The 17,301-nt window shown below is 60.8% G+C and carries 11 protein-coding genes and 1 tRNA gene; 4 read left to right on the top strand and 8 right to left on the bottom strand.

Annotated elements, in window-relative coordinates; translation table 11 throughout:
• Window positions 1-510: 510 nt before the first annotated feature.
• Complete coding sequence (locus MRBLMS1_RS06575) at window positions 511-1,761, bottom strand: MFS transporter (protein ID WP_485878465.1); 1,251 nt, start codon at window positions 1,759-1,761, stop codon at window positions 511-513.
• Between the two features lie 59 nt (window positions 1,762-1,820).
• Here MRBLMS1_RS06575 and MRBLMS1_RS06580 point away from each other — a divergent pair, with 59 nt between their 5' ends.
• Window positions 1,821-2,816 carry a cupin domain-containing protein gene (locus tag MRBLMS1_RS06580; RefSeq protein WP_485878466.1) on the top strand — a complete coding sequence of 332 codons (996 nt, stop codon included), beginning with the start codon at window positions 1,821-1,823 and terminating at the stop codon, window positions 2,814-2,816.
• A 400-nt stretch (window positions 2,817-3,216) separates the two neighbouring features.
• Complete coding sequence (locus MRBLMS1_RS06585; RefSeq protein ID WP_485878467.1) at window positions 3,217-3,651, top strand: tyrosine-type recombinase/integrase; 435 nt, start codon at window positions 3,217-3,219, stop codon at window positions 3,649-3,651.
• 65 nt (window positions 3,652-3,716) lie between these two features.
• Here MRBLMS1_RS06585 and MRBLMS1_RS06590 read toward each other — a convergent pair whose 3' ends face one another.
• From MRBLMS1_RS06590 to MRBLMS1_RS06615, 6 genes are all read right to left on the bottom strand, one after another.
• Window positions 3,717-4,877: an IS30 family transposase gene (locus MRBLMS1_RS06590; RefSeq protein ID WP_485878468.1), complete on the bottom strand. Its 1,161-nt coding sequence runs from the start codon at window positions 4,875-4,877 to the stop codon at window positions 3,717-3,719.
• A gap of 201 nt (window positions 4,878-5,078) precedes the next feature.
• Window positions 5,079-5,155: transfer RNA gene (locus tag MRBLMS1_RS06595), tRNA-Pro, on the bottom strand.
• Between the two features lie 102 nt (window positions 5,156-5,257).
• Complete coding sequence (locus MRBLMS1_RS06600; protein ID WP_034752166.1) at window positions 5,258-5,872, bottom strand: TetR/AcrR family transcriptional regulator; 615 nt, start codon at window positions 5,870-5,872, stop codon at window positions 5,258-5,260.
• A 68-nt stretch (window positions 5,873-5,940) separates the two neighbouring features.
• Window positions 5,941-7,389, bottom strand: coding sequence for an AdeC/AdeK/OprM family multidrug efflux complex outer membrane factor (gene adeC / locus MRBLMS1_RS06605; protein ID WP_485878470.1), 1,449 nt, complete (start codon window positions 7,387-7,389; stop codon window positions 5,941-5,943).
• 1 nt (window position 7,390) lies between these two features.
• Window positions 7,391-10,555: an efflux RND transporter permease subunit gene (locus MRBLMS1_RS06610; protein WP_456150614.1), complete on the bottom strand. Its 3,165-nt coding sequence runs from the start codon at window positions 10,553-10,555 to the stop codon at window positions 7,391-7,393.
• Window positions 10,556-10,570: 15 nt separating this feature from the next.
• Entirely contained in the window at window positions 10,571-11,791 is a 1,221-nt protein-coding gene (locus MRBLMS1_RS06615) for an efflux RND transporter periplasmic adaptor subunit (RefSeq protein ID WP_072452525.1), read from the bottom strand.
• Between the two features lie 423 nt (window positions 11,792-12,214).
• Between MRBLMS1_RS06615 and MRBLMS1_RS06620 the strand changes: the two genes are divergently transcribed.
• Both MRBLMS1_RS06620 and MRBLMS1_RS06625 read left to right on the top strand, forming a co-directional pair.
• The gene (locus MRBLMS1_RS06620) at window positions 12,215-13,720 is read left to right on the top strand and encodes an ATPase domain-containing protein (RefSeq protein WP_456151001.1); all 1,506 of its coding nucleotides are present in this window, start codon (window positions 12,215-12,217) and stop codon (window positions 13,718-13,720) included.
• A 7-nt stretch (window positions 13,721-13,727) separates the two neighbouring features.
• Window positions 13,728-15,263 (top strand): hybrid sensor histidine kinase/response regulator, encoded by a 1,536-nt coding sequence (locus MRBLMS1_RS06625; RefSeq protein ID WP_485878473.1) that lies wholly within the window; start codon window positions 13,728-13,730, stop codon window positions 15,261-15,263.
• Window positions 15,264-15,266: 3 nt separating this feature from the next.
• On the opposite strand, the gene MRBLMS1_RS06630 is transcribed toward MRBLMS1_RS06625, so the two are convergent.
• Window positions 15,267-17,153: an MFS transporter gene (locus tag MRBLMS1_RS06630; protein WP_230517297.1), complete on the bottom strand. Its 1,887-nt coding sequence runs from the start codon at window positions 17,151-17,153 to the stop codon at window positions 15,267-15,269.
• Window positions 17,154-17,301 lie beyond the last annotated feature (148 nt).

The raw sequence follows: 17,301 nt of genomic DNA on the forward strand, positions 1-17,301 counted from the left end.
GCCTTTCGCGACTGGAGTCGACATGGTTTTGTTGAGCTGAAACAACTCCCATTGCCTTTATCCGACCTGACACACTTGGAAGGTCAAGCTTTTTTATCAATGTGATGGCTGTGGCGGATCGGCGCGGTGGTGCGCACCGTGTCGATATTTTCTTGGCGCGGATGGATTGGGGAACGCCGCATCTGGGCCTGCGCCAGGACAACCCTATCGATCAAATCGACATGTCCTACCTGCCGTGGGCGCGCGGCACAGATATACGCATACTGAAAGAATCACGGATCGAGGGTGGGCGGATCAGGATCAAGCCAAGCAAAACACACAAAAAAACAGTGGCAATACTGTCGATATCGCCGTCATGCCTGAGACTACCGAAGTGATCGCCTACGCCCGATCGGACCTCAGTTCGATGTGGGATGGCGCCGATGAACCGCAGCAGCGCCAAGCCCGACGGTAATGGGAAATTTTCGGCTGACGTCACCCAAATATTGAAAATTCGGATGTAGCTTACGCTCAACCGTGCAGCACTGGGGCAGCGGTCGCACCGTGCTGCGGCAATTCGACTCGCACTCTTGAAGCGATAACGAGAGCAGCGAACAGCATCACCACGCCAGCAATAATGAAAACGCCCGTGACTCCGCCCAACCCGAACATAATGCCACCCAATGCAGCGCCGGCAGCTATTGAAGATTGCACCGCAGCGACGACCATGCCACCAGCTGTCTCCGCTTGATCAGGAACGGCACGGGCTACCCAGTTGGACCAGGCGACAGGTACGCCGCCGAACGCCAGGCCCCACAGAGCGACCAAAAGCATCAGGCCTGTTCCTTGGACTGGCAGCAAGATCATGCCGAATGCCGCCAAGCCCACCAGCGCAGGCATGAGCACTAAAGTAGCACGCAGGCTACGCTCCATTAGCCAGCCGGCCAGCAGCGTGCCAACGAAGTTGGCGACACCAAAACCCAGGAGCATCAGAGACAAATCGTTTACATCTATTTGGACAACGCTTTCAAGAGCGGGGCGAATGTAGGTGAACAATGCATATTGCCCCGTATGGGCAAGTACGCAGCCCAACATCCCGATCCCGATCCCCGGGCGACGGAGCAATCCCAGTACCGATGTGGTGCGCATCATCGTGCGCGGCGCCATACGGGGCAGCGTGAACAATTGAAACACAAGTGTTAGCCCTCCGACAGCCGCAGCTGCTATAAATGCACTGCGCCAGCCATATAGCCCGCCTAAGTAGCTGCCTAACGGTACAGAAACGACCGTCCCGATGGCGATGCCGCTGAATATGATGGATAGCGCTCGCGGCACCAACCTCGCCGGCACCAGCCGCATAGCCACGGCTGCCGCCATGCTCCAAAAGCCGCCTAGCGCGACGCCCAGAAGAATGCGCATCACCAACAATACTGTCAAGCTTGAGGACAACGCCACCAGCAGGTTGGAGGCGATCATCAGCACGGTGAAAGCCAACAAGACGACACGCCGGTCAAAATGACGCGTGAGACCTGGCACCAACAGCCCGGCGAACATGGCCACCACGGCCGTCACCGTCACTGCCTGGCCAGCTAGTGCCTCCGATACGCCAAGATCGAAGGCCATCGGGGTCAATAGACTGGCTGGCAGGTACTCCGCCGTCAGTAAACCGAAAACCCCCATTGCCAGTGAAAGCACGGCCATCCATGCTGCCGCCGCTGGCTCTAAAACAGATACATCGTTCGCGTTGGGCGTTTGCTTGGTAGCAAAAACATCGTTGTTCATCTCTAGAATCCCTAAAACAATCGGAGTCGAAAGTCTAGAGCTAAAATTCAGGATGATCTATGATGACAAGTCCTGATGTTTTGACCGAAACACCTAAAATGAGCAAGCAAAATCAAATTTCTCCATCATCTAATCTCGTCAGTGAACTATTGACGGGTATGCGCCTGCGTGGAGTCCAGTACCGCCGCATTCAGACCGGTCCAGCTTTCGGCATGGGCTTTGAAGACAAGCCAGGCCACGCCTACTTCCACTTCCTGGCCGTAGGCACTGCCTACATATGTACGGATGATGGTGAGTTGCATCAGCTGTCCGCCGGTAGCGCGGCGTTCATGCCTCACGGCAGGAGACATCAGCTTCTATCGGATGCGGGTATTGCATTTCAGGACATCGAAGAGTTCGATACCGCGCCCCTTGGTGAATCCGTTAGCGGAGTAGACACATGTCCCAGTACGCACCCCATGCCCAGTGCGGTTATTTTTTACGGCTGCATGGAATTCGATCTCGGCGGGATGCAAGGGATCGGCAAGCTGATGCCAACCATCATGGTGGCTGACACGCAAGCGCAAGACTATCCTGGCTTACTGCCTGTTCTTGATTCAATGAAGCGTGAAATCTGCGCCGGCCGTATTGGCTTTGCAGGCATTCTGGCTCGCCTCGCGGAGGTCGCGGCAGCAATGATCGTGCGCGGCTGGATTGAATGCGGTTGTGAAAACGCTTCTGGCCTCCTCGCCGCATTGCGTGATCCGCGCCTTGCTCGTGCCATATTGGCGCTGCACCGCCAGCCTGGTCGTGAGTGGACAGTTGCACAGTTGGCTGCGGAGTGTCATATCTCCCGCTCTGTCTTCGCACGACGCTTTGAAACCACCATCGGAGTGCCGCCCTTGCGCTATGCCACGGAATTGAGAATGCGTCTTGCCACACAATTGCTCACTCACGAAACAGTGTCCATCGACGTCGTCGCCCGACGTCTTGGCTATACATCTCAAGCCGCGTTCAGTCGTGCTTTCAAGCGCGTCATCGGCAAGCCGCCGGGCGCCTGTCGGCAAATGCTTTGAGGAGAATAGCTTAGGGAAGCGCTGATCCATCCATTTTTTCAGCAACATTGGCGCGCGAAGTGGCTGAACAGCACGTCGGTCAAGCGTATTTCTGAACGACGCTATCTGCGATCGGAAACCATTGAGCCAGCCTACTCTGAGCGGCGCTCCACCCGGACCATCGACCAATACGCGTTCCAGCTTTCTGCGTTCCTGAAAACCGAGACGGCGCGATCACGCAAGCAACGGCGCACGCTGAAACAGATCCATGAAGACTTGAAGGAATTGGGATTCGAGGGATCTTACGACAAGGACGTGGCCTTCGCGAGGACATGGCGGGAGGGGCAAACTGAGAGGGTCAATCCGGCCAGCAAACGAACACTGACGGCGCATATGGTGGGCGCGCGGCATCGATATCCGCATGCTGAAAGAATCGCAGATCGAGAATGGACGGATCAGGATCAAGCCAAGCAAGACGCAAAAAACCAGCGGCAAGGCAGTCGATATTGTTGTCACGCCTGAGATTGGCGAAGTGATCACCCGCGCCCGTGGACTGAAAATCAAGTATGGGCTGATCAGCCAGTTTGTGTTCCCGACGCAAAAAGGCGGCGCCTACACCCGCTTCGGCCTCAGTTCAATGTGGGACCGCGCAAAGGAGCGCATTGGCATGAAGGATGACGTCGTATTCCGCGATATCCGGGCCTTGGCGGCCACGGACGCGGCGCGGCGTGGCAAGAACCGCAGCGACATTCAAAAGCGCCTGGTGCACACTTCAGGCAAGATTACGGAGATCTACATCAAGGAAGTGATTGCGGATGTTTCCGAGATTCCGATGACCTTACCCTGGCTTGAGTAAAGCCCGACTTTTGCAAATAGCCGCCATCCTCTGTCAACGCTGGATGGCTGCTTTCGCCTGCGGATTCAATCGGTCAATGCAACACACTGTTCAAATCGTTGAGCCGGTGTTTGGTAGTGTAGCGTCTTCCTGGGGCGCTCGTTAAGTCTTCTGGCTACCGCATCGAGTTGCTCTTGCGAATACGTGGAAATATCCAGCCCCTTGGGGAAATACTGGCGCAACAGGCCGTTGGTATTTTCATTTGAACCGCGTTGCAATGGATTCTGTGGATCGCAGAAGTAGACCTGGATGTCGGTGGCCAATGTAAAGCGTTTATGCCCAGCGAGCTCGCTGCCACGATCCCAGGTCAGTGATTTATATAGTTCTTGGGGGAGCCTGCGGGCATTGTCGATCAATGCGTTGACCACCGTTTCGGTATTCTTGGCGGCGACCTTTATCAGCATGACATAGCGCGTCTGGCGCTCAACCAAGGTCACGATCTGGCTGTTGTGGCTGCCACATAGCAGATCCCCTTCCCAATGCCCAGGCACCGCTCGATCCATTGCCGTCGCTGGACGTTCGCTGATCGACACCGCGTCGACAATTCTGCCGTGGTTGTCCGTCTTTTGGGTGTGATGACGTGAGCGGCGCATGGCGCGCGTACGGCGCAAGTGTTCCAGCAGCTCCTTCTTTAAAGCGCCTCGGGCTTGGATATAGAGGCTGCGGTAAATGGTTTCGTGCGACACGTGATACTCCTCGTGGCCCGTGAACAGCTGCTTGAGCCAGCCAGCAATCTGTTCTGGCGACCACTGCAATTGGAGCTTGCTGGCAACCATGTTGGCCAACATGCGGTTCTCCGTCAGCTTACAAGGTTTGGGGCGCCGCGTCTGATCCCAAGCATGCTGATCGGCTTGAGTTGCACGATATGCTTCGCGGCCACCATTGCGCTTGAGTTCCCTGCTGATGGTCGATAGTGCGCGTCCGAGGCGTCTGGCCAGCGCGCGGATGGATATGCCGGTAACGATTGCACGCGATACCTCCTCGCGCTCGGCCAGTGTCAGGGCCAGTCTGGAACGGCATCGCTGCGCTGGCCGTATGCCACCAGATTCGGCCAGAATCTGCTGTATCGACGAATGATTGCGATCAAATAGCTGGGCTATCATCTGCAAGGAGTCGCCTTGCTTCCAGCGTTCCCACATCAAGGCCTTCTGGTTCTCGGTGTAATAAATTCGTGGTTTCTGTTTCATCTTCAACACTCCTGTAGCCTAGGTGTTTAGGTTAGAGTGTTGCGACCACGGATTGAATCCGCAGCCGATAGCGGACATCAGCATGCGGCAATGAAAATCATACGTCATGTAAACGGGAAAACCCAGCACCAATATTATACAAACGTATAATATATAGTACTGGGTTTCTATACAGCTTTCGCTGTAACTCCTTGAATCTAATGGTCGGGGCGAGAAGATTCGAACTTCCGACCCCATGCACCCCATGCATGTACGCTACCAGGCTGCGCTACGCCCCGACGAGGTGGGAATTATAGCAGACGCTTTTAGGTTTTTGCCATGCTTTGCGCATGATTCATATCGAACTGCGCAAACTTTTTTGCATGGCGCGGCCGGGCGCCCTATTCGCTCAGCAGCAGCGCCGTCAGGACGATGCGGAAACCGGCGATCAGCGGTTCGACCTTGACGTCGGGATTGTGCACCACGCGCACGGGCAAGCCCTGGTACATGGCGATCATGGCATTCAAGCGCCCTTCGAGCATCTCTTCGTCGGCCGGCAGGCCGCGCTTGATACGCGCGTCGCGGATGATCGTCAGGAACAGGGCGCGCGAACGCCGGTCAGCACAATGCAGCATTTCGGCAATGGCGGGATTGCGCGAGGCCTCGGCAAAAATTTCCAGCGGCATCACCCACGTTTTCGGATCAAGGCTTTCCAGCACGTGCTCGCCCGCATTGTCGATCACGGACTGCAACGGGTCTTCGCGCTGCGCCAGATCCTGCATCAGGTTCGACACCCGCTCGGTGTTCTTCATGACGAAGGCGGCGATGATCGCATCCTTGCTGTCAAAATAATTATAGATGTGGCCCGCGCTCATGCCGGCCGCTTTCGATATCTCGGCCATGCTGGCACCGTGAAAGCCGCGGCGGCTGAAACAGCTTTCGGCCGCATCGAGCACCTGCTTGCGCCGCGTGTTGGCGCGCTCCGGGTCCGGATGCTTCTTTTCAACTTGGTTCATGATTTTCCAGTAGCGCGCCGGCCTTGCCCCTGCGGACAAGGGCAAGGCCGGCGTCGGCGTCCCCGTCGTTATTGGGTGCCGCCAGCCGCCGCGACGGCTGTCTGCTCAGGCTGCCAACCGCCGCCCAGTACCTTGTACAGGGTGACCAGGTTGGTCGACTTGGCCAGGCGCGCCGTGATCAGGCTTTGCTGCGCCGTGTACAGCGCGCGCTGGGCCACCAGGGCGTTCAGATAGGACTCGGCGCCCTGCTTGTAACGCGCATCGTGGATGGTGTAGCTCTTCGTCGACGCCTCGACCAGCGAGACCTGCGACTGCAGGCGCTCGTCGATGGTGCCGCGCTGGGCCAGCGCATCGGACACTTCACGGAAGGCGACCTGGATCGCCTTTTCGTATTGCGCCACGGAGATTTCACGCTGCACCTTGGCGATATCGAGGTTGGCGCGGTTCACGCCGCCATCGAAGATCGGCAAGCTGATCTGCGGCAGGAAACTCCACGTGCCGCTGCCGCCCTTGAACAGGCCGGACAGGTTGTCGCTGACCGAACCCGCCGTCGCCGTCAGCGAAATGCGCGGGAAGAAAGCCGCGCGCGCCGCGCCGATGTTGGCGTTGGCCGCGCGCAAGGTGCGCTCGGCCGCCAGCACGTCGGGACGGCGTTGCAGCACGTCCGACGGCACGCCGGACGGAATGTCCGCCAGCGCCGTCACGGCGCCGAACTCGGCTTGCGGCAGCAGGTCGGCCGGCACGGGGCCGCCCACCAGCAGCACCAGCGCGTTCTGGTCGAGCGCCACCTGGCTTGTGTAGACGGCCACGTCGGAACGGGCCGATTCCACACTGGTCTGGGCATCGTACTTGTCCAGGCCCGAGGTAGCGCCGGCACTGAAGCGGCGCACGGCCAGGTCATACGACGACTGCTGGCTCTTCAAGGTATCTTGCGCCACGCGCAGGCGCTGCTGGTCGGCCACCAGGTTCAGATAGGTGCTGGCCACTTCGGCCACCAGGCTGATCTGCTGTGCACGGCGTGCTTCTTCCGTGCCCAGATATTGCTCCAGCGCGCTGTCGGACAGGCTGCGCACGCGGCCGAAGAAGTCCAGCTCGTACGCCGACACGCCCAGGTTCGCCGTGTACTGGCGGTTGATGGACGCTTCGCCCGTGGCGCTCTGGTTTTTCGAGATGCGCGTGGCCGATTGGCCACCCGAGGCCGACAGGGTCGGGATCAGGGCGGCGCGTTCGATGCCGTAGGTGGCGCGCGCCTTCTCGATGTTCAGGATCGAGACGCGCAGGTCGCGGTTGTTGGCCAGCGCCAGTTCCAGTACCTGGCGCAAACGCGCATCGGCAAAGAACTCGCGCCAGGCGACGTCCGCCACCGGCTTGGCGTCGGCGGCGGCCGTGTCGGCCTTGTAGGAAGGACCGGTCGGCCACGCCGTGGGCGCCGGCGCTGCCGGACGCTCGTACGTGGGAGCCAGGCTGCAACCGGCCAGCAAGGCCAGTGCCGCCATGGAGAGTAGCGTTTTTTTCATATTAATGCGCATCCTTAGAAAGCGTGACGGCTGGCGAGCCAGGCGTCGCCGGCGTGGTGGGCGCGTCCGACTTCGAGAAGAAGCCGCGCACCAGCACGAAGAACACCGGCACGAAGAAGATACCGAGGAACGTGGCCGTCAACATGCCGCCCAGCACGCCGATACCGATGGCGTTCTGGCTGCCGGAACCGGCGCCGCTGGAAATGGCCAGTGGCAACACGCCCAGACCGAAAGCGATCGAGGTCATCAGAATCGGACGCAGACGCAGACGCACCGCATGCAAGGTCGCGTCCAGCAGCGACATGCCCGATTCCTGCATTTCCTTGGCGAATTCGACGATCAGAATCGCATTCTTCGCCGACAGACCCACCACCGTGAGCAAGCCCACCTGGAAGTACACGTCGTTCGACAGGCCGAAGAACCACGTGCCCAGCACGGCGCCGATCACGCCCAGCGGTACCACCAGCAGCACCGAGAAAGGAATCGACCAGCTTTCATACAGCGCGGCCAGGCACAGGAACACGATCAGCAAGGACAGCGCGTACAGCTGCGGCGTCTGCGAACCGGATTCGCGCTCTTCCAGCGACACGCCGGTCCAGCTCATGCCGATGCCTGGCGGCAGCTTGGCGACCATCTCTTCCATCGCGTTCATGGCGGCGCCCGTGCTCTGGCCCGGCGCCGGGGTACCGAGGATCTCTACCGACGGCAAGCCGTTGTAGCGTTCCAGGCGTGGCGAAGCGTAGATCCACTTGCCCGTGGCGAAAGCCGAGAACGGCACCATCTGGCCAGCGCTATTGCGCACGAACCATTTGTTCAAGTCTTCCGGCAGCATGCGCGATTCGGCATTACCTTGCATGAACACTTTCTTCACACGGCCGCGGTCGAGGAAGTCGTTCACATACGAACTACCCCAGCCCACGCTCAGCACGCGGTTGATTTCCGCGATCTGCAGGCCCAGCGCGGTAGCTTTCTGCTGGTCGATGTCGATCTTGTACTGCGGCGTATCTTCCTGGCCGTTCGGACGCACGCCGACCATGGCGGGATTCTGCGACGCCATGCCCAGCAACTGGTTACGCGCCGCCATCAGGGCGTCATGGCCGACACCGCCGATATCCTGCAACTGCATGTCGAAACCGGTGGCGTTACCCAGTTCCAGCACGGCAGGCGGGGCGAACGTGAACACCATCGCATCCTTGATCTGCAACAGCTTGCCCATGGCGCGGCCGGCCACGGCCGGCGCTTTTTGCGCCACGTCCTTGCGCAGCGACCAGTCTTTCAGGCGCACAAAGGCGATACCCGTATTCTGGCCGTTACCGCCGAAGCTGAAACCGGCCACGGCAAACACGGAAGCGACGTTGTCTTTCTCGCTGTTCATGAAGTGGTCTTCGACCTGCTCGATCACTTTCAGGGTGCGCTCTTGCGTGGCGCCCGTCGGCAATTGAATCTGCGTAAACAGGATGCCCTGGTCTTCTTCCGGCAGGAAGGAGGTCGGCAGGCGCATGAAGACGAATACCAGGCCGGCCAGCAGGATGACGTACAACAGCATCGAGCGGGCGCGGTGGCGGATCATGCTGCCGACCATGCCCTGGTATTTGTTGCTGCTGCTATCGAAGCTGCGGTTGAACCAGCCGAAGAAACCCTTGTTCGTTGCGTGATGGCCCTTTTCGACCGGTTTCAGCAACGTCGCGCACAAGGCTGGCGTAAACACCAGCGCGACGACGACGGACAGCACCATCGACGAGACGATCGTGATCGAGAACTGGCGGTAAATCACGCCCGTCGAACCGCCGAAGAAGGCCATCGGCACGAACACGGCCGACAGCACCATGGCGATACCGACCAGCGCGCCCGTGATCTGCGTCATGGACTTGCGCGTCGCTTCCAGCGGCGACAAGCCCTCTTCGCTCATCACGCGCTCGACGTTTTCCACCACCACGATCGCATCATCGACCAGCAGGCCGATGGCCAGCACCATGGCGAACATGGTCAAGGTATTGATCGAATAGCCGAACGCATTCAGGATGCCGAAGGTACCAAGCAGCACGACCGGCACAGCCATGGTCGGGATCAGGGTGGCGCGGAAGTTTTGCAGGAACAGATACATCACCAGGAATACCAGGATGACGGCTTCGACCAGGGTTTTCACCACTTCTTCGATCGACAGTTTCACGAACGGGGTCGTGTCGAACGCCACCTGGTAGCTCATGCCTTCAGGGAATTGCTTGCTCAGGTTGCCCAGCATGGCTTTCGCCGCGTTGGCCGTATCGAGCGCGTTGGCACCCGTCGCCAGCTTGATCGCCACGCCGGTCGCCGCATGGCCGTTGTAGCGGGCCACGGTGTTGTAGTTCTCGCGGCCCAGTTCCATGCTGGCCACGTCCTTCAGGTGCACCATGGCGCCCTCGGTGGTGGTTTTCAGCAAGATGGCGCCGAACTGCTCCACCGTTTGCAAGCGGCTCTGCGCCGAGACGGTGGCGTTCAGCTGCTGGCCCTTGACGGACGGCGTGCCGCCCAGTTCACCGGCCGACACTTCCGCATTCTGCGCCTGCACGGCCGTGATCACGTCCGCCGGGGTCAGGTTGAAGCTTTGCAGCTTGGCCGGGTCGAGCCAGATACGCATGGCGTACTGCGAACCGAACAGGGTCACGTCGCCCACGCCGGCAACACGGCTGAGCGGATCGACGACGTTGGCGGCCACATAGTCGCTCAAGTCGGTCTGGTCCATCTTGCCGTTTTCGGAAATGAAGCCGAACACCATCAGGAAGTTCTTCGTGGCTTTCGACACGACAAGACCCTGTTGCGTGACAGCCGTCGGCAGCAGTGGCGTGGCCAGCTGCAGCTTGTTCTGTACCTGCACCTGGGCGATGTCGGGATTGGTGCCGCTGGTAAACGTCAGCGTGATGCTGATGCCGCCAGTCGCATCGCTCGACGAAGACATGTAGCGCAAGCCGTCGATACCCTTCATCTTTTGTTCGATGACCTGGGTGACGGCATCTTCCACGGTCTTGGCGGAGGCGCCAGGGTAGGAGCCGCTGATCGAAATCGACGGCGGAGCGATGCTCGGGTACTGCGCGATCGGCAGGCTGAGGATCGAAATCACGCCGGCAAGCATGATGACGATCGCGACCACCCAGGCAAAAATCGGGCGGTCAATGAAAAAACGGGCCATTAATATTCTCCTGAATTAGTGGGCGCTGGCAGCCGATGCTGCGGCAGAGGCGGCAGCGGCGGGCGCAGGTGCAGGAGCGGCTTCGGCCTTGGCTGGTACGGCAACGGCTGGGGCGCCTGGCTTGACTTTTTGCAAGCCTTCCACGATCACGCGGTCGCCTGCGGCCAGGCCGGACGTCACCAGCCAGTTGGTGCCGACGGTGCCGCTGGTGGTCAGCACGCGCTGCTCGACCTTGTTTTCCTTGTTCAGGATCATGGCCGTGGCCTGGCCCTTCTGGTTGCGCGTCACGCCCACTTGCGGCACGGTAATGGCTTTCTCATCGACGCCCGTTTCCAGCTGCGCACGCACGTACATACCTGGCAGCAATTCACCTTTCGGGTTCGGGAACAGCGCGCGCAGGATCACATTGCCCGTGGTCGGATCGACCGTCACGCCGGAAAACTGCAGCTTGCCCGATTCGCCGTACTTGCTGCCATCCGGCAAGATCAAATCAACCTTGGCCTGGCCTTCGCCCACTTTCTTCAGCGAGCCGTCGGCCATCTGGCGCTTCAGGCGCAGCAGGTCGGTGCTCGACTGGGTCACGTCGACATAGATCGGGTCGAGTTGCTGCACGGTGGTCAGCGCTTCGGCTTGGCCCGCCGTCACCAGCGCGCCGGCAGTCACGGTCGAGCGGCTGGTGCGGCCGCTGATCGGCGCCGTCACGGTGCTGTAGCGCAGGTTGATGTTGGCCGATTCCAGCGCCGCGGTGGCGGACTCGACGTCTGCCTTGGCTTGCTCGAACGCGGCGACGGCATCATCGTATTCCTGGCGGCTCACGCCTTCGATGGCGACCAGTTCCTTGTAGCGCGACGCTTTCGGACCGGCCGTCAGCAGATTGGCCTTGGCTTTCGACAACGCGGCCTTGGCCGAATTGGCGGCCGCCTGGTATGTGGCGGAATCGATCTGGTACAGGGCCGTGCCCGCTTTCACGTCGCTACCCTCGACGAACAGGCGCTTCTGGATCAAGCCGCCGACTTGCGGGCGCACATCGGCGACCTGGTAGGCATTGGTACGGCCGGGCAATTCGGCGCTCATCGGCAACGCGGCCGGATTAACAGTAAACACGACCACCTGTGGCGCTTGCTGCGCGTGAGGTGCTTCCTGTTTTTTACTGCAGCCGGCCATGATTACAGTGGCGCACAGAACGGCAATAGCGCCGCTCGTACGCGGCGACGTCAGGGAAAAGGTTGGTTGCATCTTGGACTTTCTGAAAAAGAAGCTGGCTAGTGTCGTTAGAAATGACTAAATTTATTAACGCAGATCAAAGAATGAACGATCATTCTAAAATCGTCAAGCATCGTTACAATTGAAACATAGCAACCATCAAGCGAATTAAATTATCAATGAAGCAACGAAATGAGGACAACTACAGCAGCGGCACGCCAGCAAAACCAACTATGAAGCTGACGGATGGATGCAAAAATGGCAATGCGGAAAAGGTGGATTGAGTGAATACTGTAGCAGGGTCATGATTTCTTTGCTGAACTGGCCGACACGGACGCAACACCGCCTTTCGCGGCAGGTATGGCGAAATAATTATTTACCAATGGTATCGAAAAGACACATTCCGGCAGACGCGCTACTATATTGTCCACGGCGTGGCGAAGCGGGGGTGCGATGATGATGGCACAGGCGCAAGGAACGGCCCAACACGATGGTGCGGGCGGCCTGGACGCACTGCTATCGACGGGCGTGCCCGGTCTCGACGCCATTCTCATGGGCGGCCTGCTGCCCGAGCGCTTGTACCTGGTCGAAGGCGTGCCCGGCACAGGCAAGACCACCTTGGCGCTGCAGTTTCTGGCCGAAGGGGCGCGCAGCGGCGTGCCCGTGCTGTATATCGCCCTGGCCGAATCCGAGATCGAACTGCGCGCCGCCGCCCTGTCGCACGGCTGGGACCTGGCCGGCATCGCCATCGAAGAAGTGGCGCCCAACGACGACATGCTCGATCCCGAACGCCAGTACACCATCTTCCACCCATCGGAAATCGAACTGGCCTCGACCAACCAGCGCATCCTGGCCGCCATCGAAAAGCACCGCCCAGCGCGCCTCGTGCTCGATTCGCTGTCCGAACTGCAGCTGCTGGCGGAAAACCCGCTGCGCTACCGGCGCCAGGTGGTTGCGTTGAAACAATACCTGGCCAGCCGGCACTGCACCACGCTGCTGATCGATGATCGTTCCGCGATGGACGACGGCTTGCAAGTGCGTAGCGTGGCCCACTGCGTGATCTCGCTGGAGCTGCAAAACCAGGACTACGGCACAGACCGGCGCCGCGTGCGCGTGGTGAAATACCGGGGCGTGCCGTTTCGCAGCGGCACGCACGACTACAAGATCGCCCGGGGCGGCCTGGTCGTCTTTCCGCGACTGGTGGCGGCCGACACGCGCCGCGATGGCGGCCATCGGCGCCTGTCGAGCGGCGTACCCGAGCTCGACGCCATGATAGGCGGCGGCCTGGAAGAAGGTATGAGCACGCTCATTTCCGGCCCCGCCGGCAGCGGCAAGTCCACCCTGGCGGCGCAATTCGTGCACGCGGCCACGGAGCGCGGCGAACCGTGCGCCATGTTCCTGTTCGAGGAAGCGCGCAGCAAGCTCCTGATCCGGGCCGACAGCGTGGGCATGCGCCTGCAGGCGGCGCTCGATACGGGCTTGCTGAGCGCTCAGCAGATCGATCCGGCCGAGCTGACACCAGGAGAATTCGCCCAGGCCGTAGTCGACGCGGCGCAGCGGGGCGCGAGGGTGATCGTCATCGATAGCCTGAACGGCTACATGCATGCGGTGCCCGATGAGCGCTTCCAGAGCACCTATCTGCACGAACTGCTCAATTACCTGAGCCAGCACGGCGTGGCCACCCTGCTCGTCGGCGTGCAGCAAAACATGCTGGGCACCTCGATGACGACGGCGGCCGACGCCAGCTACCTGGCCGACAGCGTCATTATGCTGCGCTACTACGAAACGGAAGGCGAAGTGCGGCAAGCCATTTCCGTCTTCAAGAAGCGCGGCAGCGCGCACGAGCGCAGCATCCGCCGCTTCGACATCAGCCCGCAAGGCGTGCGCATCGGCCCGGCCCTGGCCGGTTTTCACGGCATCCTGTCGGGCTTGCCCACCATCGGCGGCACGCCATTTCCCTAGGAACGCCATGGAGCTGCGCATCCTGATCTATGCGCCTGCCGGCCAGGATGCCGCCCTGGCCGGCACGGTATTGGCAGGCAGCGCCATCGCCAGCCACGCCTGCCGCTCGCCCGGCGAACTGGCCGAAGAGCTGGCGCTGGGCGCCGGCGGCGTGCTGACGGTGGACGAGGCCTTGCACGCCGGCGTCTACGCCGTGCTCGACGCCTATACACGCCAGCAGCCGGACTGGTCCGACTTGCCGATTACGGTGCTGACGCACGCGCGGCTCGATTCCCTGCCCTTGCGGCAAGCCATTGCCACCCTGGGCAACCTGACCCTGCTGGAACGCCCCGTGCACATATTGACCCTGATCACTTCGGCCCACGCCATGCTGCGCGCGCGCCAGCGCCAATACCAGGTACGCGAGACGCAGCGGCGCAAGGATGAATTCATTGCCAGCCTCGGGCATGAACTGCGCAATCCGCTGGCGCCCATCAAGTCGTCGGTGGCCTTGCTCAAGCACCTGTTTCCCACATCGGAGCAGGTCGGCAAGGTGAGCGACGTGATCGAGCGCCAGGTGACGCACCTGACGCGGCTGGTGGATGACTTGCTCGACGTGGCGCGCATCACCAGCGGCAAGGTAGTGCTGCAGCGCAAGGAGTTTGAGCTGCAGCAAGTGCTCGAGCATGTCATCGAACTGTGCCAGCCTGTGGCCAGCAGCCGGCACATCGGCATCACGCTGGAATTGCCGCCGCATGCCGTGACCTTGTACGCCGACTATGCCAGGGTGGTGCAGATCTTTGCCAATATCGTCTCGAATGCCGTGAAGTTCACACAGGACGGCGGACACATCAACATGACGGCGCGCCTGGCGCAGGGCCAGTTACAGGTGATGGTCGAAGACAATGGCATCGGCATCGATCCGGATGCCCTCGCGCGCATCTTTTCCATGTTCGAACAGGGACGCACGGTGGCAGGCCAGATAAAAAGTGGCCTGGGCATCGGATTGAGTCTGGCGCGCCAATTTGCCGAAATGCATGGCGGCAGCATCGAGGCCTACAGCGATGGCGCCGGGCGTGGCAGCCGCTTCATCGTCAACTTGCCGGCCAGCGCCGGCCTCGCCCCGGCCCCCACGCCGGCCGCCGGGAGCGACACGCCGGCCCGTGCGGGCCAGCCCGTGCAAGTGCTGGTGGTGGACGACAACCGCGACGCGGCCGATTCCTTGCAAACCCTGTTCCAGCTCGAAGGCTATGCGGCTACCGTCGCGTATGGCGGCGCGCAGGCGCTGGCGGCCGTCGAGATGGTATGGCCGCAACTGGTCGTGATGGACTTGGGCATGCCGGACATGGATGGCTACGAAGCGGCGCGCCAGATTCGCCAGCGCGCGCAGGGGCGCGACGTGCTGATGATCGCCCTGACGGGCTGGGGCCAGGGTGAAGCGCGCGCACAGACCGAGCAAGCCGGCTTCGACCATCACCTGACGAAACCGGTGGATTTCGACGCCATCGCCGCCCTGCTGGAACAGCACCTGGCGCAGCGGGCGGCCTCTACGCAGACACAGTAGCGCTTACTTCCACTTGCCGCGCAATTCCTGCACCTTCTGTTGCAGCAACTCCGGCGTGGCGGCCTCGGGCGCCACGGGCACGCCCACGGCCAGCGACAAACGCGAGCGCAAGCCCGCCTTGAAGGCGCGCTCGAACAAATGGCCATTGCGGTGGCTCAACAGATGCCCCCACAAGCCGCGCAGCGCCAGCGGAATCACGGGCACCTTGCTGCGCTCGACGATCTTGGCGATGCCGCCCTTGAATTCGCTGATCTGGCCCGTACGCGTCAGCTTGCCTTCGGGAAAGATGCATACGAGTTCGCCCTCATGCAGCGCTTGCGCGATATCGATGAACGCCTTTTCCATCAGGAAAGGATCTTCCTTGGCGGGCGCGATGGGGATCGCCTTGGCCGTGCGGAAAATCCAGCCCATCAGCGGCATTTTGAAGATGCGGTGGTCCATGACGAAGCGGATGGGACGGGGGCTGGCCGCCATGATGACGATGGCGTCCACATAGCTCACATGGTTGCACACCAGCACGGCCGCCCCTTCCGTCGGGATGCGCTCGCCATCGACCACCTTGACCCTGTGCACGGTCTGGATGAGTATCCACGCCAGGAAGCGCATGAGGAATTCCGGCACCAAGGAAAAGATGTAGGCGGCCACCAGCGCATTCAAGATGGCCGTGACGAGGAACAGTTCGGGGATGGTAAAGCCCTTGCCCAGCAGCACGATGGCAACGCCGGCGGCCGCCACCATGAACAGCGCGTTGAGGATATTCATGCCGGCGATCGTGCGCGAAATGTGTTTCGGGTCGCAGCGCGTCTGGATCAGGGCGAACAGGGGTACGATGAAGAAACCGCCGAAGACGCCGATCATGACGATGTCGATCAGAATACGCGGCACGCCCGCCTGGCTGACGAACGCCAGCGCATCGACCACTTGCGTATTCGCATACGCATTGCTGGCGAAATACAGGTCGATGCCGAACAGCGACAGGCCAATGGAGCCGAACGGCACCAGGCCGATTTCGATCTTGTGGCCGGAGAGGCGCTCGCACAGCAGGGAGCCCGTGCCGATGCCGACGGAAAACACGGTCAGCAGCAGCACGAACACGCTATGGTCGCCATGCAGGAAATCCTTCGAGTAGACAGGGAACTGGGCCAGGATCAGGGCGCCGTAAAACCAGAACCAGGAGTTGCCCAGCATGGCCAGGAAGACGGGACGGTTCTTGCGCGAGAAATTCAGGTTGCGGAACGATTCGGCGACAAAATTCAGGCTCACCTTCAAGTCCGGCTCCGGCGCGGGCGTGCGCGGCACGCGGTAGCTGGCGATCAGACCGAACAGGGCCACGGCGATCGTCGCGCCGGCCACCAGCTCCACGCCCAGCGGCTTGTGCACGATCAGCACGGCGCCGAGGATTTCGCCCAGCAAGATGCCGACAAACGTGCCCATCTCGATCAGGCCATTGCCGCCGACCAATTCCTCGGGTTTCAGTTGCTGGGGCAGGTACGCATACTTGACGGGGCCGAACAGGGTCGAATGCACGCCCATGCCCACGACGGCGGCTACCAGCAGCCACAAGGTGTGCGTCATCCAGCCGGCGGCGGCGACCGCCATGATGGCCAGTTCCATCCATTTCACGAAGCGGGCCAGGCCCGCCTTTTCGAACTTGTCGGCCAGCTGGCCGGCCGTGGCCGAGAACACGACATACGGCAGGATGAACAGGCCGGGAATCAGGTTGGTGATGGTCGACGGGTCGAGCGTGGTCCAGCTCAGCGCATCGTAGGCGAGGATCACCATCAGGGCCGTCTTGAACAGATTGTCGTTGAAGGCGCCAAAGAACTGGGTCCAGAAGAAGGGCCCGAAACGGCGCTGCGACAATAAGGAAAACTGGCTGCTTTGACTCATGGCATGGGGAACTGGCAATTAAGGAATTGCTAAAATACAGCACTATCTTGCGCACGACAATCTGAATGTCTTCATCTTGCTTGGCATCAATACGGAAAGTGCCGCACCGCGCCATGCTGGCCCCGCACCTTGCTACTTTCCCGTACAC

This window comes from Massilia sp. LMS1-1-1.1, assembly GCF_040815535.1.
Classification (GTDB): Bacteria; Pseudomonadota; Gammaproteobacteria; order Burkholderiales; family Burkholderiaceae_D; genus Janthinobacterium; species Janthinobacterium aestuarii.